The organism is Candidatus Binatia bacterium (assembly GCA_036493895.1).
Taxonomy (GTDB): Bacteria; Desulfobacterota; Binatia; order UBA1149; family CAITLU01; genus DATNBU01.
The window spans coordinates 115,001-135,169 of sequence record DASXOZ010000022.1 but is presented as its reverse complement, the minus strand read 5'-3'; the positions used below and the strand labels follow the sequence as shown (position 1 = coordinate 135,169).

Sequence of the window (20,169 nt, the reverse complement as noted above, 5' to 3'; positions counted from 1 at the left end):
GCTTCAGGTTGAAGCCGCCGGCGAAATGCGGCGAGCCATGCGCGCGCGCGCGACCCAGGCGCCCGCATAGCCGAACGTCGCCAGCAGCAGCAGCACCGTGTATCCCCAGCGCATCGCGACCAGCATCCCGAGGATCGATGCCAGCGTTCCGGCCAGGCCGTTGACGGCCCACATCCACGGAACGAGCCGGTCGCGTCCGCCTGCGGCGAGGGCCGCGACGCCCGACGGCCACGCCGTACCCATGCAGATGCCGAGAGGCACGATGAGAGCGCCTGCTGCCACCACGCGCGCCGCAAGGCTCCAGCCGTACCAGCTCTCGAGCAGCGGCGGCACCGCAAACACCGTGAGCGCGAGCGCAATGAGCAACGCCGGGAACGCGGCGCGCGCAACGTTCGGCCGCGACGAGACGAGAAGGCTTCCGAGCGCCGTCGACAGGAGCAGCGAGAACAGCACGACCGAGAGCGCGTACGTCGGATGCCCGAGGAACACGATGTAACGCTGGAGCACGCCGAGCTCGACGCCCATGAACGACAATCCGAGCGCCGCGAAATACGCGGTTTCCGGCAGCGTGGAGGCCAGGCTGGTGCGCTGCTCGACCGGACGGGCCGCCTCGATCTCTGCCAGCGGAGCGAACACGAGGACGCGCCCGACGACCACGACGACGAGCAGCAGGAACGCGAACAGCGCCGAGACGGCCTGCGCATTGGGCGTATGGGGGATGTAGAAGAAGAACGGACGATCGTCGGTCGGCGGCGTCAGGTCGAAGCCTTCGCTGTGCAACGCGGCGTCCTGGCCCCGCACGAGCGCACCGACGTCGAACTTCTGGTGCACCGTGACGCCGTCGATCTCCGGCCAGAGGATTCCGAATCCCTTTTCGGCGGCCACTTGTCGCAGCACCGCCTTGTCGGCATCGCTGAACGCGCTGCGTTTCATCATGCAGTTGGCGACCCAGCTCTCGTGGAACGAAGACGCATTGAACACGACGGCCAGGTGATCCTCGGGATGATCGACCCCCGCGTTCCGCAGCGCATCGCCGATCAGGGACACGACACGCGCGGTCTCGGCGTAGTTGTCGTTCGTGTACCAGCGCGACACCGAGAAAATGCCGTCGGGCGCCAGGTGGTCGAAATACGAGCGGAACGCTTCGGCGGTGTAGAGCGCATTCTCCGACAGCGTCAGCGCTCCCGACATCGATGCGGCCCACGTGTCGATCATCGACATCTGGATGAGGTCGTAATGCTGGGAGGAGCGCGACAGCTCGCTGCGCGCGTCGCCGATGCGGTACTGCACTCCTTCGCGCGTGTACGGGCGGCCGGAGAAATCGCCGAATTCGTCCTGCACCGCGCGCACGACCAGCGGGTTCAGCTCGACGACGTCCACGGCGCCGGCACCGAAGGCGAGCGAGGTCAGGAAATCGCGGCCGCCGCCGCCGCCGATCACGAACGTGCGACGCAGGCCGCCGGGTTTGAGCCAGTACGCGGCGGAGGTCACATCCCATTTCAGCGAATCGAAGCGGTCCAGTGGCCCGCTTCCTCCGCCCTTGAGGATCTGGGTGCCGGCGCTCGTGTCGAGCTCGATCCACAGGGATTCGGGCGCGTGGCCCTGCCAGCCCGCACTGATCCCCCATCCTGCACCCCAGCGCAGCGCCTGCTCACGGGCGGCGTCAGGACTTTCGGTGGCCGCGAGCATCTCGACGGCCTGGCGCACGCCGGGAACTTCGGGGCTCACGGTCACGCGCGTCAGCTGGTTCCAGCGCTCGAACAGTACCGAGGACTGGTCCTCGTCCTTGGCCGTGCGAAGCCGCACCCACGTCGGCTGCGTCGCGGCGACCACCGTGACGACCGCAAGCACGCCGGCGACCACGACGGCGCGCCGCGCGACCGCGGCCTCCTCGGCGAGCAGCCAGCCGCTGGCCGCCGCCGCGACGCCGAACACGCAGAAAAGCTGGATGGGGCTGGTCGCCTGGAGCAGGGGCACCGCCAGCAGGCAGCCGGCCGAGGCCCCGGCCAAGTCGGCGAAATAAACGCGGCCGACGTCCTCAGGCCACGCCGACAGCAGCCACGCGACGACGTAGCCACAGGCATGGAAGCACGCGTAGAGGCCGGCGAACGCGACGAGGAAGTGCACGCCGAGCCCGAATCCGGCGGGCCAGGCGACCATGCCGGCCAGGACGTAGACGAGCCCGGTGCCGGCAATCACGGGCCCGGCGATGATGGCGACGCGCGCAGCGGGGCCCAGGTCGGTCTGCTCGAGCGATCCGCGTGCCGCCCGGTCCCGGTAGACCGCGACGGCCGAGCCGGCCAGCGCCAGCATCACCAGCGCCAGGACCGCAAAGGCTGCGTGATAGGTGACGGTCGCCGACAGCAGCCGCGTGGCGCAGATCTGCACCAGCAGCACCACGGACGAGATGATCGCAATCGCCAGACGTGCCCGAAGCGGCGCGCGCGCAGTCAAGATGGCAGGTCCCCCTTCATGCGCCTCGGCCTCGCGTCCGGACCCCGACGGGCGGCGCGGCCTCGCGGCACGCAGCGAAGGCTACCTTGCCGCTGCGAGCGGGGTCAAACCCTGTCCGCAGCGGCAGTGTCATGATGCCCGGCGCCGCGAGTGCGAGCTGTCGGCGACTGGCCGCGGGCTCAGGTTATGAATCGTGTCGTCGAGTAGCTAGGCGACCTGCTTCGACATCGCGTCCGCGAGGATTCGCGACGTGCTCGGCCTCATGATGCGAGGATCGACTTCGTTGCCCTCGACGAGAGTCTGGCGCACCTGCTTGCCCGAGATGAACACCGGTTTTTCGTCCTTGTGGTTGTCCATCAGGTCGACGCGGCCGGCCGAATCGTAGTAGGCGGCAAAGCCGACCTTCAGCGGCTTGATCACGAGCTCGCCGGGCAGCTTGTCGAATATGTCCTGGGCGTCGAAGTCTCCCCAGATCGCCGTGCCGTCGTGATACGGCGCGTCGGCGTGCTTGCGGCCGATCACGATGTCGGTGAAGCCGAAGTTCTGGCGGTAGATCGCGTGCATGACCGCTTCGCGCGGGCCGCCGTAGAACATCTTGATGTCCATGCCGAGCAGGATCACGCGGTCGGGAACCGACTCGCCGCGCGGTGCCCACAGCGACGGATCGCTGTCGCCTTCGCCGATGCCGCGCGACGCGATCAGCGCCTCGTAGGTCTGCATGCGAATTTCCGCGTCCACGTCGTCGCCCTTGGTCTCGCCGACGAGCGGATTGAGGCAGGCACCGGCGTTGTGGCCCTGGCGGATGAGCTGCTCGAGGCCGTAGACCAGCGCGTATTCATGCGCGCGGTGCAGCGGGTTGCGGGTCTGGAATGCGACGACCCGGTTCCAGCCGTGGGCCTTCAGGAGCGCGCGCACTTCCTTCGGACTGAGCACGTAGCGGCCGAATTTCGGATTTTTCGGCTGGGGCAGGACGCGGATCGTGCCGCCGAGAAGGTGGGTCTTGTCGGCGTCGCCCTTGAGCACCATGTCGGCGCCCGGATGATCGGTGCGGTCGGTCAGGTAGACCTTCGAAATGTAACGCTGCTTGTCCCATTCGAAGATGTCGGAGATCTCGAGGGTCGCAACGACGGTGCCGGCCGAGTTGACGAGCGCCACGGTCTGGCCTTTCGAAAGCTTCGCGGCCAGGGCCGCGGTGACGGGCAGCGATAGCGGAATGCTCCACGCGTACTTCTTCCCGCCTCGCTCGATCACCATCTCGTCGAGAACGCGGTTGAACGTCGCCGAGTCCATCGGGCCGGTAAGCGGCGTCAGCGCGCCGTCGCCGAATCGGTAGACGGTGGAAAGGTCGGCATCCGAAACCGGGACCTTGACCAGCTTTTCGGCGGCGGCGCCAAAAGCCGCGCGCTCGGATTCGGGGACGGTGCAGGAAATGGGTTCGGCATGCCCGCCGTGGGCGGGTACGAGGTCGGACATCGAGGGCTCCTCCGCTGGGATGAATCGGCAGTCGCGGCGCTTGCGGCGCCGGCAGGCGCGCCCGATGGGACCGCCGTATCGACCTGCCGCAGAGGCTCCTGTGTCAGCAATCCGGCCGCAACTCAACCTCGCCTGCACGCAGTGCAAGTCATCGACTTAATGCGAGGTTTCGTCGGCGACGCGCTCCACCTGCGCGAGCTCGTCGGAGGTCGGCACCGGCGCCGGGCACACGAGCGGCCCGGCGGCTCCCTGCTTCAGCAACACGCGGTGCACCCACTCTTCCTCGACGATGCGCGCGCGCGGCAACTCTGCGCCCGATCCGGGCGCCGCGACGAAGAAGACGAGGCCGGGTCCGCCCGCGAAGAACCCGGCAAGCGCCGAGACACCGCCGTCCTCGAGGTTCAAGGTGCCGGTCTTGCCGACGAGGCCGGCCGCCTCCCCGCTCGCGACGAGCTTCGGGAACAGCTCCGACAATGTGCTCGTGCCGCAGCCGAGCACCGGCATGACGTCCGACGGGCTCTTGCCGTGGACCGCCAGCCACGAACGCAGCGATCGCAGCAGCTTGACGACGAGCCGCGGGGTGATGCGGTTGCGGTTGAGGCCCGAGGAGGTCTCGAAGCTGGTCACCGAGGCCTCGGGGCCGACGGCCTGGACGAGGAAGTCCTTGAGGCCGGAGGCCGGTCCGATCGACGAATCGAGCCTTTCGATGTCATTATTCGAGAAGACGTTGAAGCGTCGCAGCGCAACCAGCAGCGGCTCCGAGCGATGCACGACGACCGGGTGCCACGGTGGCGGGTCGTCGATGCGCACGCGCCCGTCGATCACGACCGACGGCGGCCGGGCGGATTCCCAGTGGCGCCGGCTCGCGATCTGGTTCCAGGCCTCGCGGTCCTCGGCGCTCCAGCGGGCGGGGTTCCACGCCGCTTCGAGCCTCTGCCCCATGTCGAGGCGCCGCTTTGCCGCATCGGGCTCACGTCCGACGGTTCCGCGTTCCCAGCCGATCCAGAACGTCGCGCCGACGAACAGATCCCCATGCACTCTTTCCAGCCCGGCTTCACCGAGCGCCTTGGCCACCAGGATCGCATTCTCGAAGTGGAAGTCGGGATCGGCGCCGCCGTCGACGACGAGCGAGACCGCGCCCTTGCCGCTGCCGCCCACCGGCGCGACGGCGAACGTCGTCGTGAACCGGTGTTCGGCGCCGAGCGTCTCGAGCGCGCGCAGCGAGGTTGCCAGCTTGGTCACCGACGCGGGATTGATGGCCTGGTCGGGATGGCTCGAGTCGATGACGCGGCCGTCGTCCGACTCGACGTGCCATACGAGCGGCATCACGTAGTCGGCGCTCATCGCCGAGCATGCAGGCACCCACGCGACGACAGCCGCAAGCACGACGATTCGCAGCGCCTTGGTCGCCGCGGTGCGGGCAAGACCCGACAGCGTGCCTTCGCCGGCCCGTGTCATGCCGCCGGGTGCCCCGTGACGAGGACGATCTTGCCGACCGCCTTGCGATCGAGCATCGAGCGCAGAGCCGTCGAAGCTTCTTCGAGAGGATAGGTCGCGCTGACCAGCGGCTTCAGCGTTCCGTCGGCGCACCAGCGGGCCAGCTCGGCCAGGTTCCTCTGGTTCGCCTGCGGGTCTCGCGCCGTGAACGACCCCCAGAACACGCCGACGACCTGGCAGCCCTTGAGCAGCACGAGGTTCATCGCGAGCGTCGGAATGCGACCGGCGGCAAACCCGATGATGAGGTAGCGCCCTTCCCACGCGATCGTCCGGAACGCGGCATCGAAATAGTCGCCGCCTACCGGGTCGTAGATGACGTCGGCACCGTTGCCGCCCGTCAGTTCCTTGACCTTGTCCTTCAGGCTCTCGCGCGAATAGTCGATGACGGCGTCGGCGCCGTAGCGGCGGCACACCTCGAGCTTGTCGGCGCTGCTGGCAGCGGCGATGACCCGCGCGCCCATCGCCTTTCCAATCTCGACGGCGGAAAGCCCGACGCCGCCGGCGGCGCCGAGCACGAGGAGGGTCTCACCGCGCTGCAGGTTGGCGCGGTCCTTGAGCGCGTAGTGCGAGGTGCCGTAGGTCATCGTGAAGCCTGCAGCGGTGACACTGTCCATGCCTTCGGGCATGCGCATCAGCCGTGCGGGATCGACGACCATCTCCTCGACGAAACCGCCCCACCCGCACATCGCGATCACGCGGTCACCGACGTTCCATCCCTCGACGGCCGCACCGACTTCGCTCAGCACGCCGGCGACTTCGCCTCCGGGCGAGAACGGCAGCGAAGGCTTGAACTGGTATTTGTTCTCGATGATCAGCGTATCGGGGAAATTGACGCCGCACGCTTCGATGCGCACGCGCACCTGCGAATCCGACATCACGGGCGAGGGCACTTGCTCGACGCCCAGCGACTCGGGCGGACCGAACTCCTTGCAGACGACAGCACGCATCATTGGTTCTCCGGGAGGGGCTCGGCAAGCTGCTAGCACGCAGGTACGTGCAACGCGACAACGGACGGTGCGCCGCGCGGGGTCAGCTGCCGCGCGCGGGTGCCACGGGCTCACTCAGCCGCAAGGCTGACGCAGGCCTGCACGCGCCGGTTCCGGCCCCTATGGGCAGGCGATCTGTCCGCCGCCGCCTTTGGCGCCGCGGGCACGATCCTCGGCCGCCGCCAGGTTGTCGTGCGCAGCAGCGTAGTACGATCCGGCGCTCGCGATGGCCTTTTCGAAGCAGCCGGCAGCCTCGGCCGGTTTGTCCTGCTCGAGCAGCACGACGCCGACGTTGTTGTACGCTGTCGGCAGATCGGTGCCGCGCCGGAACGCATCGACGGCGCGAGGATACGCACCCGTGCGCGCATAGGCGCGGCCGAGGTTGTTGTAGACCCGCTTGCGGTCTTCGGGCCTGGCCGTGCGCAGCGCCTTCTCGAGCGTCTCGATCGACTTCGCGTAGTCCTTGCGCAGGTAGTAGGCGACGCCGAGGTCGTTCAGGATCGAGGCCTCGCCGGGCCGGATGCGCAGCGCGGCTTCGTACGCGGCGATTGCTTCGTCGATACGCCCGAGGTCGTCGTAAAGCATCCCGAGCGCGAGCTGCGCCTTCCAGCTGGAAGAGTCGAGGTGGACGGCCTTTTCCAGAGACTTCTCGGCGGCCTCGTGGTCCTTCATCGCGAGCAGCGCGCGCCCCTCGCCTTCGTAGCCGTAGGCGCTGCTCGGGTCGTGCTTGATCATCTCACGGAAGTACGGAAGCGCCTCGCTCGGATTGTTCTCGCGCAGGTAGATCGTCCCGACCTTGTACTGCAGCCTCCACTCGGAGGGCTCCAGCTCGAGCGCTTTCTGGTATTTTGCGCGCGCCATTCCCAGCTGGCCTCTCGAAAGATAGGTATCTCCGAGCCTCTCGTAGTCGGCGCCGGTCAGCGCCGGAAGCTTCTTCAGCTTGTCGTCGTCGATCGGGATGTTCTGCTCCTGGCGCTCGAGGATGTCCCTGTAGACCCCCTTCTCGAAAGGCTCCTGGAGCATTCTCGGAACCGCGCAGCCGGCCACCATCGCGGCTCCGGCCAGAACCGCCGTGGACAGAAGGGTCCCGCTTCTACGAGTGAGTTTCACGTTGCATGCCTTTGGCGAATACGGGCGCGGGCCCGTCTTACTTTCCACTGAGAGTGGGCAGCAGGATGCGCATGCCCTGGATCACCGCGGGTCCCAGGATCACGATGAAGATCGCCGGGAAGATGAAGAACATCAGCGGGAAGAGGAGCTTGACGGGAAGCTTGCCGGCCATCTCTTCGGCGCGCTGGGTGCGCTGCGTGCGCATCGCGTCCGAGTGAACGCGCAGCGCCTGTCCGACGCTGGTTCCGAAACGGTCGGTCTGGATCAGCAGCGCGACCAGGCTCTTGACCTCGGCAATGTCGGCTCTCCAGCCGAGATTGGTCAGCGCCTGGGAGCGCGGCAGGCCGGCGCGAAGCTCGAGCGAGACTAGGTGCAGCTCCTCGCAGAGGTCGGGGTGCGCCATCGCAAGCTCCGCGCCCGTGCGGAAGATCGCGGCGTCGAGGCCGAGACCCGCTTCGATGCAGACGACGAGCAGGTCGAGCGCATCGGGAAAGCCGTTGGTGATGCGCAGCTTGCGGCCGCTGCTGACCTGGTAGAGCCACAGCTCCGGCCCGTAAAGTCCGATCGCGGCCATCACCAGGTACGCGAACAGGTTGGAGACCAGCGACGACTCCTGCAGCGCGGGGATCGGCAGGATGAACGTGACCACCGGGAGCACCACCGCGAACAGGACCTTGACGCCGGTGAAGATCTGCGGGGCCTGCTCGCGGCGATAGCCCGCGCTCATCAGGCGCTGCATCAGCGGAGAGCCCTGACCGGTTTCCTTCTTGTCCTGGTTCGCCTCGCCGATGCGGCGCAGAAGGCTCATGAACAGCTCACGGAAGTAGCCGAGGCCGGTCTGGTCCTCGGGACGCGCGGCCCCGTCGTTGGTACCGACGACGCGGGCCCTCAGGTCGCGGCGACCGCGTGCGACGTCCATGACACCGGCGATGCCGAGCACGGCCAGGAAGCACGAGATGAAGGCCAGCACGGAGATGTACAGGATCGGAGTCGTGGTTGTCGCTTCCATCGTGCCGCCTTCAGACCTTGATCTGGATCATTCGCCTGGTCACGTAAAGGCCCAGCAGCATCATGAAAAAGCCGCCCTTGAGCATCGACTGGCCTGCCGGATCGGTCACGAGCAGGCTCATGTAGCTTGGGTTGATCAGGAACAGCGCTCCGCCGAGCCCGAACGGCAGCACGAACATGACCAGCGCCGAAATGCGGCCTTCGGCCGAGAGCGTCTGGATCTTGCCATACAGCTCGAAACGCGCGCGGATCAGCCCCGCGATGCCCTGGATGATCTCGGCCAGGTTGCCGCCGGTCTCGAGCTGGACGAGCAGCGAGGTCACGAAGAACTTGACGTCGATCAAGTCGACGCGCTCGGAAAGATCCTTCATGGCCTCGGCAACCCCGACGCCGAAGCTGATCTCGTCGAATGCCTTGCGAAACTCGGAGCGGATGGGGTCTTCGAGCTGCTCGCTGACCATCTTCAGGCCCATGATGAACGCGTGGCCTGCCATCAGCGTGCGGGCGATCAGGTCGAGCGCGTCGGGAAGCTGAATCTCGACGGCCTTGAGCCGCTTCCTGCGCTTGCGCGCCTGGAACCGGTACGGGAGCGCGCCGCCGACTGCGGCCCCCGCCAGGATGAACAGCGGCGCGAGGCGGAGGTAGAACGCGATGACGAGACCCGCGGTCGCGCACACCGTCGTCATCAGCAGGAAGACGCTGACCGGCATGTCGCTGTCGGCCTGGCGCAAAAGGCGCTTGATCGATCCGAGCGGCGCGAAGCGATTGATCAGCGCTACGTACCACTCGTCCTGCTGCATCGCATCGCGCCGCACGATGTCGATCGCCGCGGCGCGGGCCTCGGCGTCCATCGACATGCGCATGCGGCGGCCGGCGGCGGTAGGATCGCCGTAGGCCGCCTGGTCGTACAGGTAGTACAGGCCCATCACGAGCAGGAGGATCGAGACGAAGATCGCGGCGGCGACGAGCAGCGGCATCGGCCGGGCCTCAGATCTCGTAGACGCGGTGCGGGTTGAACAGGTCCTGGGGCACGTGCAGGCCGAGCGACTCGAAACGCTGCACGAACTTGGGCCGGATGCCGGTGGCCGCAAAGCGCCCGCGCACCCTTCCCTGCCCGTCGATGCCGGTCTGGGAGAACGCGAAGATGTCGTTGAGAGTCACGACGTCGCCTTCCATGCCGGTGATCTCCGACAGGCTGGTCAGCTTTCTCGTGCCGTCCGAAAGTCGCGTCATCTGGATCAGCACGTCGATGGCCGACGCGATGTAGTGGCGCATCGCCTTGGTCGGCAGGTTGAGGCCGGCCATCGCGACCATTGTCTCGATACGGGTCAGCGCGTCGCGGGGCGTGTTCGCGTGGACGGTCGTCAGCGAGCCGTCGTGGCCGGTATTCATCGCCTGGAGCATGTCCAGCGCTTCACCGGAACGAATTTCGCCGAGGATGATGCGGTCGGGACGCATGCGCAGGCAGTTCTTCACCAGCTCGCGCTGGGTGATCTCGCCCTTGCCTTCGACGTTGGGCGGGCGCGTCTCCAGGCGCACGATGTGCTCCTGGCGGAGCTGGAGCTCGGCCGAGTCCTCGATCGTGATGATGCGCTCGTCGCCGGGGATGAACCCCGACAGGATGTTGAGGATCGTCGTCTTGCCGGTGCCGGTACCGCCGGCGATGATCACGTTCAGGCGCGCACGCACGATGCGCTGCAGCACCTCGCCAATCTCGGGCGTCAGCGACTTCTTGTTGATGAGATCGCCGAGCATCAGCGGATCGCGGCTGAATTTGCGGATCGAGACGGCGGGTCCGTCGAGCGACAGCGGAGGGATGATCGCGTTGACGCGGGATCCGTCGGGCAGGCGTGCGTCCACCATCGGCATCGATTCGTCGATGCGGCGACCGACGCCGCTGACGATGCGGTCGATGATCTTGCGCAGGTGGACGTCGTCGCGGAAGCGGCAGTCGGCGCGGTGCAGCTTGCCCTGACGCTCGACGTAGACGTTCTGGTAGTTGTTGACGAGGATGTCGGAGATCGACGCGTCGTTCAGCAACGGCTCGAGCGGGCCGTAACCGAGCACCTCGTTCTGGATGTCGATGACGAGCTGCTCTTTCTCCCGCATGTTCAGCGGGACCTGCTCTTCGGTCAGGATCCGCTGGATCAGGCGGCCAAGCTCGCGCTTGAGCGACTCCTCGTCGAGCGCAGCGGCGGCCGAAAGGTCGAGCACCTCGATGACGCGCTCGTGGACGCGTCCCTTCAGCTCATGGTAGCCGGCAAGGGACGGGGTCTGGCTGGGTGGTTGCGGTTTCCCCTGGGCCGCAGGCATTCCCATCGTCGTTACCTCCCCTCTCGCGACATCTCAGGACCTCAGGCCACCGACGGGGTCGGCTTGGTGATCCTGTCGCTGACCGAACGGAACATACCAGAAAGGAACGAAGACTTCTGGCTTCCCGTGGACGGCGCATGCAACTCGACCGCGATTTTCTGGATAGCCTTGGAAAGAGGCGACCTCGGAGCGTGGGCGATGACCGGCTGGCCACCGTTCAGGGCGTCCCCGGCGGCCTCGTGGTCGTGGGGCAAAAGCCACTGGGCCTTGAGCCCGAGCACCTTGCGCGCCTCGGTCAGGATCAGCTCGTCGCGGTCGTTGTAGCGATTGACCACGAGGTTGATCACCGAGGGGTCGAGGCCGGAGCCTTCCTCGCCGCGCAGCGCGTCGAGGAGCCGCTTGCTGCGGCGGACCACCGGAACCGTCAGCGTTGCCACCAGCAGCACGTACTGCGACAGGCTGAGCGCAGCGTAGGAGGCCATGTCGATGTTGTGCCCGCAGTCGACGACGACGAAGTCGAACATCGTGCGCATGATCCGCAGCGTGCGATCCACGCACTCCGACGAGATGCTGGTGCCGGACAGCTCCGAATCGCCGAGTGGCAGGACGTCGAGGCCCGAGCTGTGCTTGGTCAGCATCTCGCCGAGGAAGGCGTAGTCGAGGCGCGAAAGGTCGAGGTCGACGTCGCGAAGGCTGCGGATCGGGTTGAGATCGAAGAACGCGGGAACGTCGCCGCCGCGCAGGTTGAGATCGAGGACGCCAACGGCAGCGCCGTTGATCTTCAGGCCCGCCGCAAGACTGGCGACCAGCGTGGTTGCGCCGACTCCGGCCTTGCCGCCGACCACCGAGACGATCTTGCCGTTGCGCCGTGCATCGACCGAGCCGACTTCGGCGTGGCGCTCGCGGAAACGCTGGAAAGCCTGCTGCACCTCGTCGGGTCGCAGCGGCTGGGTGAGGAACTCTTTTACGCCGGCGCGCAGGACCTCCAGCAGGAGCTGGGGGTCCATGCGAGCGGACGTGATGAAGATTTCGATGCTTGGCGAGGACTGCTGGACCGCGCGGATCCGGGCGAACGTTTCGTCCGGATCCGTCGCATCCAGCTCGAGCACGAGCAACTGGGGAAGTCCGGTATCCTCGTCACGCCGCAGCACGAAATCGGACAGTGCCGCGACATATTGCTCCAACGCATGCCTTACGCCGTCGTTGTAGATCTCGAGTCGTACCCCAGTTCTGCCCGTCATTCTCTCTGCCTTCCGGCCCGGAACGATCCTCTACTCGACCATTCCCGGGAGTCCCATGAGCGTGCCGTAGTCGTTGCCGCCGCCAGTACCGTAGTCGACCACGTTACAGTCCACGGTGACGTCCATGTGCTTGTTGGGGCTCGAACCAACGTCGTAGATCCAAATGGTTGCGAAGCCAACGATCAATTGCTGTCCATTCGGGGGATTGCAGGAGTTGGACTTGTACACCGGGATCAGCGTCGTCCAGGTGCCATCGGTCCCTTTCTTCTGCTGAAACAGGTTGTTCAGGTTGTTGAAGTCGGTGTCGATCGTGCCATTGGTAAACTGGTAATACGTGCTGTTGGCCGTTGTGGCAGGGGTCGTGTACGACCCGTCCTTCAGTCCATCGATGATCTTCCCCAGGCGCGCGGCGCTGGCCGGACTGTCGGTGAACGTGTGCCAGCCTGCACAACTCGCCGTCGTGGCGGGGTACAGGCGGATCCCGTGGCCGCTCTTGTCGCGGTGCCCGCACGCGCCCGGGTGCGCGGCGAACCAGTCCTGGTCAATGCCGACTGGAATCCCGAGTCCGGTACCCGCCGGCACGGACCCCAGCGCCGACAGCGACGCGCCGGAGGTCGCATGCACCGACATCGACTGAATCCCGAGCACGCGCGCGAGCAGGGTCGAGAGCACTCCATTGGCCGAAGCGTCGCGGCGCGCCTCGACCTTGATGCCGAGCACGCCGGTGTAGGCCGGGCTCGTCGCAACGATGTCGTGGCTGGTGGTGTTGTACTTGCCGTAGGTGAAGTCGCTCGAGATGACCGAGATCGCCTTGCCGCCGGCCTTGTTGGCCTGGGTCAGCGAGTTGACTGCGCTCTCGATCGTCGACCTGTCGCCCGACGAGAGTACGTACGTGCCCCAGCCGGAAGAGGCGTTGTTGGTCTCGTACAGCTGCGCGAGCTTGCGGTCTGCCGCCATCGCACCGGTGTCGGCGACGTTCTGCAGCTCCGACCTGACGACCAGCATGTAGCCGAGGTCGATCGCGAGAGCCGCCGCCCCGATGATCACGACGAGACTGAGCGCCAACAGGATGCTGAATGCGCCCTTCTCGCCGTCCCTGTTTCGATTTGCTGCCATATTGCACCGCTCCTGATCCGGCTACGACACGCGGTGCGCCGGCCAGCAGCTTCCGTGTCGTACCCCGATTGTATTGATCCCCGCAGAACTCTTCGCCGCCCTCCGGCGATGGGTGCCCCGAACACCCGATTCCCGTCGCTACTCCATCTGCATCGTAACCGAAGCGCTCAGTGTCATGTCCCCGGAACCGTTCACCGTAAGAACCCCAGGCAGCAGGTGCGACAGAACCACCAGGCTCGTCGGGTAGGTCGCGCTGACCTGGAGATTCGAACCGGACGCCGATGCAGTGCCGCAATCACTCGGAGAGCAGGTCACTACGGCTTTTGAGGTGTCCCACCCCAAGTTAGACAGGTAGGCCGTCACCGCAGTCTTGGTCGCCGAACCGTAGCGCGGCGTGCTCAAGACAATCCCCTTGCGAGCACCCTCGCGCACGGCGCTCGTCAGAATCTGCTGGCGCCAGAATGCCGTGCCGAACTCGATCACTCCGAAGAGCAAAAGGAAAACAACCGGCATGATGAGGCCAAACTCGACCGCCGCGATTCCCTTCTGTCCCTTGGTGGTTCCTTTTCTCATAACCAACCCCGCGCCTTGCGTCGGGCCCCGCATCGCTCCCGCGATGCTAAGGGTCACTGAGAGCTGACTCCCTGAAGGCCGACGAACGTCTCGACGGCGCGCGCCGGTGCTTCCTTCTTTTCGAACGATTTGACGTAACCGTCGTTCACGTTCGCTGCCACGTTTCCCTCGAGGCCTGCAACGGCCCGCTGGTTCTTGCCCGCCTCGGGATTGAGAACCTGTGCGCTCTCGGCAGCCGGGGCAATGTTCATGGGGACGTCGTCCCGAGCTTGGCGAAGGTAGCCGCATCCCGATGTCAGTGCTACTGCAGAAGTAAGCAAAACTGCTGCCAATGAACAGGAAACCGGGACTCTCGTTTTGGAAGTCTTCATAAGTTTCTCCGGCCTCACGGGTTCACGTGACCGAAATCGCCATCGAAGGCGTGGGGGGAGGCATCCGAGTGGTGGACCGGACCTGAAGCGGCGTGGGGGGCCGCAGGTGCGGGCGTCACCGTCCGGGTCTCCGTCCTCTGCTCCTCCTCTGTGACTGTCATCGCACCGCCTGCCGACGTGGGCGTAAGTGCCGAGGTCCTCTCGATCTTGCCGAAGCCGTAGAAATCGAGGTCGTTCGGCTCGACGAAGTCGTCGGTCGGCAGCGTGGTGTCCTCGCCGCTGCTGATCGGCTTCACCAGGTGCGGCGTGACCAAGATGATCAACTCCGTCTCCTGGCGCTGGAACTCGGAGGAGCGGAACAGCGTACCGAGAATCGGCACGTCGCCGAGCATCGGGTACTTCGATAGCTTTTCACGCAGCGACTCGCGGATCAGGCCGGCGATCGCGAAGCTCTGGCCGTCGCGAAGCTCGACGACGGTAGAGGCGCGGCGGGTCGTGATCGACGGCACGATGAAGCCGTTCAGCACGATGGCATTGGCGAAGTCGAGCTCGGACACTTCGGGAGCGACGCGCATGCTGATGACGTTTCCGCCGAGCACGGTCGGCGTGAAGTTCAGCCCGACGCCGAACTTCTTGAACAGGATCGTCGTCGTGCCGAGGGCCTGCGGAACCGGCACCGGGAATTCGCCGCCTGCCAGGAAGCTGGCTTCCTGGCCCGACAGCGCGACCAGCGTCGGCTCGGCCAGGATCTTGGCCAGGCCGTTTTCCTTCAGCGCATCGAAGAACACCGTCCAGTCGTCGCCGTTGTTCGTGAAGCGCAGGATCGCGTTGGCAGCCACCGGCACGAAGCCGAACGGCGCCGCCTTCTCGAGAGAGGCCGCCGAGAAGACACCCTGCTGCGAGATCGCCGAGATTCCGTTGAGCGTCGTCGTGGCCCAGGTATCGGAGCCGCCGGCAACGTAGCCGATGTTGATGCCGAGGCGGCGGATCAGCTCGCGGTTCATTTCCGCGACTCGCACCTCGAGCATGACCTGCTGGACGCCGCCAACCTGCAACAGGTTGACGACCTTGCCGGGCGCGTACGCCTCGGCCACCGACAATACCTGCGAGACGCGCGCGGAGCTGGACACGGTGCCGGACACCGCAATGTGGTCGGCGCTGCACGAGACGCGCACGCCGGTCTCATCGGGGAAGAGCTGGTAGATCTGCTCCTTCAGCTGGCTCAGGTCGGGATGGACGTTGATCGTGTAGATCTTGTAGACCTCGGCGTCCGACTGCCACAGCGTGAGGTTCGTCGTGCCGGTGCCGGCCCCAGTGACGTAGACCTGCCTGGGCGAGAGCACCACGGCGTCGGCGACTCCGGGATTGGCCAGTGATGCGCGCACCACCGGAATCGGGCTCTCGACGACGACAGACTTGCCGAGCGTGACGTCGAGGCTTCCCGGCGGGGCAACGCCATCGGGGTCGGCCGCCGACGGGCGGCTAGCCGCCAGTAGCAGCGCCGAGGCCAGCGTGACGGCGACCACCGCAAGCGAGGCGCGCGTCCGGCCTGTCCCCACTCCAACTGCGTTCTTCTCGAGATTGTTTCGCATCTGTCTCATCCCCCGCAGCAATTCCGGTGCCGCCTCAGAACGGAACGAACGTGACTTCGCGGCCCTTGATCAGCCAGACGCCGGTGCCCTGGTCGTCGGAACCGTTCTTGTGTTTCGTGCCGCTGTCGCCGCCCTGGTAGCTGCTGAGCAGCGACTCGATGGTCGCTCCGGGGGTGAGCGTTTCTTCCTTCGTCAGCGGACTGCGCAGCGCCAGGCGGAACTTGCCGCGCGTGGCCGCGAACGCGAGCTTCTCGGCTTCGTTCGGTGTCACTTCCAGCGTGATCACCTGCACCGGCGTCGCCGTTTCGTCCTTGCCGGTGCGCACGAGCTCGGTACCGATGGCGAGAACCAGGGTGTCGGCCAGCACGAGCTTGGTGACCGCCTGAGCTTCGCCCTTGCCTTTTTCCTCGGAGTCCAGCGTCACGAAAATGTCGACGCGGTCGTTCGGTTTGACGAATCCGGCTACGCCGACTTCGTCGTCTACCCGCACCGACATCGCGCGTTTGGCCGGATCGACCAGCGCTGCGACGCCGCGCGTCGCATCGAGGGGAGCAAGCTTGGCTTGGAGGATGGCCTCGTTCTGTACGACGTCGACGATGGCGACGCGGCCGATCAGCGCGCTCACCTCGTCCGACTTGAAGACACCGGCCGGCAGCGTGGTGGCGTCGAGCTTGGCCGTCTTGATCATCTCGGCCGTCAGCGTGGAGCCGCGCGGGATGTCGAAGCCGGCAACGGCCACGTCGACCTTCGTCGTCGTGTCGACGGGAGGAGCCTGCGTGACAGTCGACTGGGCCCTCAGCCAGCGATAGGCAACGCTGCTCGTCGAGAACGCGATGATCGCGGCCAGGCCCAGCAACAGGAATGGACGATAACGACGCATAATCCCACCTCTTTCTAACGACCGACCATCACAGCTGCGGACCCCCGATCATGTGCTCCGTTGCCACGCCCAACGCCATCGCGATGGCGTAGCGGAGCTTCGGAAAGCTGCGGAGCGTCGCCGAAAGCGGCGCCGTATCTCCCCCGGACAGCAGCAGCGAGGTCCCTTCCAGTCGCAGTCGCCGACCCGCATCGGCCCACCCACCGCGACTCACCATCGAATATACAACAATGCCGAGGGCATATGCACCTCCGAACAGCGCCGTGTACAGGAAGATCCAGAGCACCCTGTACGGCCCCGTGAAGGCGCCGATCGTCGCAAGAAGCTTGACGTCCCCCGCGCCCATTCCGCCCTGCGCATAGAAGAGAATGAGCAGCGCAAAGCCTGCCAGCCATCCTGCGAGCCCCCACACAACTCCGCCGGGTCCGCCGACTGCCGACTGCATGCACAGCGCGAGGACGGTCGCCGGCATGGTCAGCCAGTTCGGAACCCGCTGGCTCAAAATATCGGTGATCGCCGCAGTGACGACGACCACTGCCAGAGCGACCTGGATTGCGAAGTCCACCTAACTTCTCTCCGAGGGTCGAGTATGGGTTGCCCGGGCGTTGCAGCACCGGGCCTGCAGCAGCTTGCCTGACGTCCAGCCTCAGCGCGAGGCTTGGCACGTGTCTCGCCGGGCGGCCTGGCCGAAGCCGACCGCTCGCCTCTCGAGCTCTGTCGCCGCAGCCTCCTGCCTCGCTACGCGGTCACGTCCGCAAGCCGACAGCCCATTACTCCGAATCGGAGCCCTCCTCTTCTTCCCGTCCATTCGTTGCCTGCGGGTCGTCCCCCAGGACCTCCCCCGCGCCACCAATAAGCAAGCAGGGTGCCACGGGTGCGTAAAAAATCCCGCGCCGTCGATCGCCAACCCCGCAGGGTGGGCGCGGGAGGTCCCCCGGTCGGCGGGCGATCCCACCCGCTCGGGCGGGACGCGATTTACTCTCCCCTGCCTGCGGCATGATCCCCGCACAATGCTGCGCTGCTCCCCCGCCATTAGTGCGGCTTCGTTCCCGCACTCTACTGTGACAAGCGCAGCGCCTTACGGCGATAGCCGGGGTGTGCGCAGTCCTCGATATCCTGATTGCGGGCGCCGCACCGACTGGCCAGGACCGCAGCTCCGGCTCGTCGGACGGCGTGTCTGCGGCCGTGCCGCGGGCAAAAAAAAGCTCGCCCCGGCTCTTTCGAACCGGGGCGAGCAGTGTTCGGAGTTGCCTTGTCCTGCAGTGTTACAGCGAGGCGCCGACCTTGCTGAAGGTGGTCGACAGCTTCGTGCCCACAACCTTCATCGCGCCGATCGCAGCAATCGAAATGAGAGCGGCCAGAAGACCGTACTCAATCGCCGTGGCTCCCGACTCATCCTTGATGAATGCGCTAATCATTTTCCCCTACTCCTTTGTTCCTTGTTTTTAGTGGCTCTGGCCGCCGCCGACGGGCCTGGCTCCAGGGCACGGGGCAAACTACAGCAAGGTTGATGCCAGTCGCCACCACAATCGTCCCCTGCCTAAAAAAATGTCGGAACGAGTGGTCGGCCGTGCCTCCCCGCCGGACGGCGGGCCCCAAAATGGAACTGCCCCGCCCCGTTTCCGGGGCGGGGCAGGCAGTGCTGCGGGAGTTGCCTCCCAGCCGCCGAGCTTACAGCGAGGCAGAGACCTTGCTGAAATCGGTCGACAGCTTGGTGCCGACGACCTTGATCGCCCCGATGGCCGCGATCGAGATCAAGGCCGCCAGAAGGCCGTATTCGATCGCTGTCGCTCCCGATTCATCCTTGAGAAACCCGTAGATACGTCCCATGTCCCCATTCTCCTTTTGTTTTTCTTTTTTTATGGCTTCCGGGTGCCCGGACCGGCGAACCCGTCGGCCACAGCTAGTCTAGCAAACACGGCGCCAATCTCGCCACCATCTCTTCGCGGCCGCGCGCAGGCTTCTTCCAGGGCGGTCGCTGCAGCGGCTTTGCATGAAAATGGCCCGCCAAGGACCGGGGCCCGATGCGAAAACGGCCCCGCACCGTTGCCGGTGCGGGGCCGCCTGGTTGTGAATCCGTGGTCGTCGCGCCTTAGAGCGAAGCGCCGACCTTGCTGAACGTCGTCGAAAGCTTGGTGCCGACGATCTTCATCGCGCCTACGGCAGCAATCGAGATCAGGGCCGCGAGAAGCCCGTATTCGATCGCCGTGGCCCCACTCTCATCCTTCAGAAACTGTGAAAAACGTCCCATGGTTTTCTTGCTCCTTCCTTTCCTTGTTTGGTGGCTGCAATGCCACGCTGATAGCTTAGCAAGCAAGGTGCCATAAGCGACCGGAATCGTGCCGGAATTTGATGAAGAACACCTGCCCACCCGCGTGGGGGGACGTCCTTTTTTGCTCGCAATCGACCGGCGGTGCCGTGCTCTCGCGCAGCTCACAGGTGCGCGCGCACGCCGCGGCAAAAATTGCGGAGGGCCTGTATGCCATGGACCACCGCGTGCGATGCAAGGCCGCCGGTGATGAGGAGCGAGTGTGAGAACGCCGCCGTCAGCCGGCAAGCCATGCCCGGGGCTGGGCGCGACGCACGTCGTGCTTTCGCAGCAGGCGCTGGAAGTCGCGCCGCTGCATGCCGGCCAGGCGCGCGGCACGCGAGACGTTGCCGTCGACGGCCGCCATGACCTGGACCAGGTAAGTCCTTTCGAACTGGCGCACCATCCTCTCCTTGGCCTCGCGGAAGATCTCGTGTCCCGGCGGCGCGCCACCCGGCGAGGCGTCGGCGGCGACGACGCGGGAGATCTCGATGTGTCCCGCGTTCTCCTCCTCGACGGAAAGGCCGATGTCGTCCTCGCCAAGCTCGAACTCGGCCGACAGCAGCACGGCGCGCTCGACCACCGACTGCAGCTCGCGAACGTTGCCGGGCCATTCGTGGCGCAGCAGGCTCGCCAGCGCCGCGGGGCTGAAGTGCACGCCTTCTTTTCCGTAGAGCGCACCGAACACCCGCGCGAAATGCTGCGCGAGCAGCGGAACGTCTTCGCGGCGCGAACGAAGCGACGGCATCTCCACCGACAGCACGTGCAGGCGGTGGTAGAGATCGGCGCGGAAGCTGCCGCACGCGATCTCGCGACCGAGATCGACGTTGGTCGCGGCGATGATGCGCACGTTGGCGTGCAGCAGGCGCGTCGAGCCGAGCACGCGGTACTCGCGGTTCTGCAGGAAACGAAGAAGCTTGGCCTGCGCCGACAAGCTGAGGCTGTTCAACTCGTCGAGGAAAAGCGTGCCGCCTTCGGCTTCGGCCAGAAGACCTTTACCCGGCCCTGCCGCACCGGTGTACGCCCCGCGCGCATGACCGAACAGCTCGTTCTCGACGAGATCCTCCGGCAGCGCGCCGCAGTTGACGGGAATGAACTGCGCGCCGGTGCGCGGGCTTCCCGCATGGATCGCCTTGGCGACGAGCTCCTTGCCGGTGCCGGTCTCGCCGGTGATCAGCACCGTCGCGTCGGAAGACGCCAGGCGCGGAACCTTGCGGATCACGCGCTGGAACGCCTCGCTCGAGCCG

General features: G+C 66.0%; 19 protein-coding genes (1 of these 19 running past the window's edge). All 19 read right to left on the bottom strand.

The features are described from left to right. Positions 1 to 3: 3 nt before the first annotated feature. A complete protein-coding gene (locus tag VGK20_06395) occupies positions 4 to 2,454 on the bottom strand; it encodes a hypothetical protein (protein HEY2773663.1) in 2,451 nt (816 codons plus the stop codon). 207 nt (positions 2,455 to 2,661) lie between these two features. Then, entirely contained in the window at positions 2,662 to 3,927 is a 1,266-nt protein-coding gene (locus VGK20_06390) for a sulfate adenylyltransferase (GenBank protein ID HEY2773662.1), read from the bottom strand. A 156-nt stretch (positions 3,928 to 4,083) separates the two neighbouring features. After that, entirely contained in the window at positions 4,084 to 5,385 is a 1,302-nt protein-coding gene (locus VGK20_06385; GenBank protein ID HEY2773661.1) for a D-alanyl-D-alanine carboxypeptidase, read from the bottom strand. Continuing rightward, on the bottom strand, positions 5,382 to 6,371 hold the full coding sequence (locus tag VGK20_06380; protein ID HEY2773660.1) for an NADPH:quinone oxidoreductase family protein: 990 nt from the start codon (positions 6,369 to 6,371) through the stop codon (positions 5,382 to 5,384). The genes VGK20_06385 and VGK20_06380 overlap by 4 nt, the downstream gene beginning before the upstream one ends. A gap of 159 nt (positions 6,372 to 6,530) precedes the next feature. Beyond that, positions 6,531 to 7,520 (bottom strand): tetratricopeptide repeat protein, encoded by a 990-nt coding sequence (locus VGK20_06375; protein HEY2773659.1) that lies wholly within the window; start codon positions 7,518 to 7,520, stop codon positions 6,531 to 6,533. 37 nt (positions 7,521 to 7,557) lie between these two features. Then, positions 7,558 to 8,529, bottom strand: coding sequence for a type II secretion system F family protein (locus VGK20_06370; protein HEY2773658.1), 972 nt, complete (start codon positions 8,527 to 8,529; stop codon positions 7,558 to 7,560). A gap of 10 nt (positions 8,530 to 8,539) precedes the next feature. Next, a complete protein-coding gene (locus tag VGK20_06365) occupies positions 8,540 to 9,505 on the bottom strand; it encodes a type II secretion system F family protein (GenBank protein HEY2773657.1) in 966 nt (321 codons plus the stop codon). Positions 9,506 to 9,515: 10 nt separating this feature from the next. After that, positions 9,516 to 10,841 (bottom strand): CpaF family protein, encoded by a 1,326-nt coding sequence (locus VGK20_06360; GenBank protein HEY2773656.1) that lies wholly within the window; start codon positions 10,839 to 10,841, stop codon positions 9,516 to 9,518. Positions 10,842 to 10,882: 41 nt separating this feature from the next. Beyond that, the gene (locus tag VGK20_06355) at positions 10,883 to 12,082 is read right to left on the bottom strand and encodes a P-loop NTPase (GenBank protein HEY2773655.1); all 1,200 of its coding nucleotides are present in this window, start codon (positions 12,080 to 12,082) and stop codon (positions 10,883 to 10,885) included. A 30-nt stretch (positions 12,083 to 12,112) separates the two neighbouring features. Next, complete coding sequence (locus tag VGK20_06350) at positions 12,113 to 13,198, bottom strand: pilus assembly protein TadG-related protein (GenBank protein ID HEY2773654.1); 1,086 nt, start codon at positions 13,196 to 13,198, stop codon at positions 12,113 to 12,115. A 138-nt stretch (positions 13,199 to 13,336) separates the two neighbouring features. Next, positions 13,337 to 13,771: a TadE/TadG family type IV pilus assembly protein gene (locus tag VGK20_06345; protein ID HEY2773653.1), complete on the bottom strand. Its 435-nt coding sequence runs from the start codon at positions 13,769 to 13,771 to the stop codon at positions 13,337 to 13,339. Between the two features lie 53 nt (positions 13,772 to 13,824). Next, on the bottom strand, positions 13,825 to 14,022 hold the full coding sequence (locus VGK20_06340; GenBank protein ID HEY2773652.1) for a hypothetical protein: 198 nt from the start codon (positions 14,020 to 14,022) through the stop codon (positions 13,825 to 13,827). Positions 14,023 to 14,156: 134 nt separating this feature from the next. After that, the gene (locus tag VGK20_06335) at positions 14,157 to 15,734 is read right to left on the bottom strand and encodes a type II and III secretion system protein family protein (GenBank protein ID HEY2773651.1); all 1,578 of its coding nucleotides are present in this window, start codon (positions 15,732 to 15,734) and stop codon (positions 14,157 to 14,159) included. A gap of 34 nt (positions 15,735 to 15,768) precedes the next feature. Beyond that, positions 15,769 to 16,614 carry a Flp pilus assembly protein CpaB gene (gene cpaB, locus VGK20_06330; GenBank protein ID HEY2773650.1) on the bottom strand — a complete coding sequence of 282 codons (846 nt, stop codon included), beginning with the start codon at positions 16,612 to 16,614 and terminating at the stop codon, positions 15,769 to 15,771. A 28-nt stretch (positions 16,615 to 16,642) separates the two neighbouring features. After that, positions 16,643 to 17,179, bottom strand: a complete 537-nt coding sequence (locus VGK20_06325) for an A24 family peptidase (GenBank protein ID HEY2773649.1) — start codon at positions 17,177 to 17,179, stop codon at positions 16,643 to 16,645. A 700-nt stretch (positions 17,180 to 17,879) separates the two neighbouring features. Continuing rightward, positions 17,880 to 18,032 carry a Flp family type IVb pilin gene (locus VGK20_06320; GenBank protein HEY2773648.1) on the bottom strand — a complete coding sequence of 51 codons (153 nt, stop codon included), beginning with the start codon at positions 18,030 to 18,032 and terminating at the stop codon, positions 17,880 to 17,882. A gap of 253 nt (positions 18,033 to 18,285) precedes the next feature. Next, positions 18,286 to 18,444, bottom strand: a complete 159-nt coding sequence (locus VGK20_06315; protein ID HEY2773647.1) for a Flp family type IVb pilin — start codon at positions 18,442 to 18,444, stop codon at positions 18,286 to 18,288. Positions 18,445 to 18,706: 262 nt separating this feature from the next. After that, positions 18,707 to 18,865, bottom strand: coding sequence for a Flp family type IVb pilin (locus tag VGK20_06310; protein ID HEY2773646.1), 159 nt, complete (start codon positions 18,863 to 18,865; stop codon positions 18,707 to 18,709). A 295-nt stretch (positions 18,866 to 19,160) separates the two neighbouring features. Continuing rightward, positions 19,161 to 20,169, bottom strand: partial view of a sigma-54 dependent transcriptional regulator gene (locus tag VGK20_06305; GenBank protein HEY2773645.1) — the 3' portion only. The gene runs 113 nt beyond the window's last position; the window shows 1,009 of its 1,122 coding nt (coding positions 114-1,122); the start codon falls outside the window, past its right edge; it ends in the stop codon at positions 19,161 to 19,163.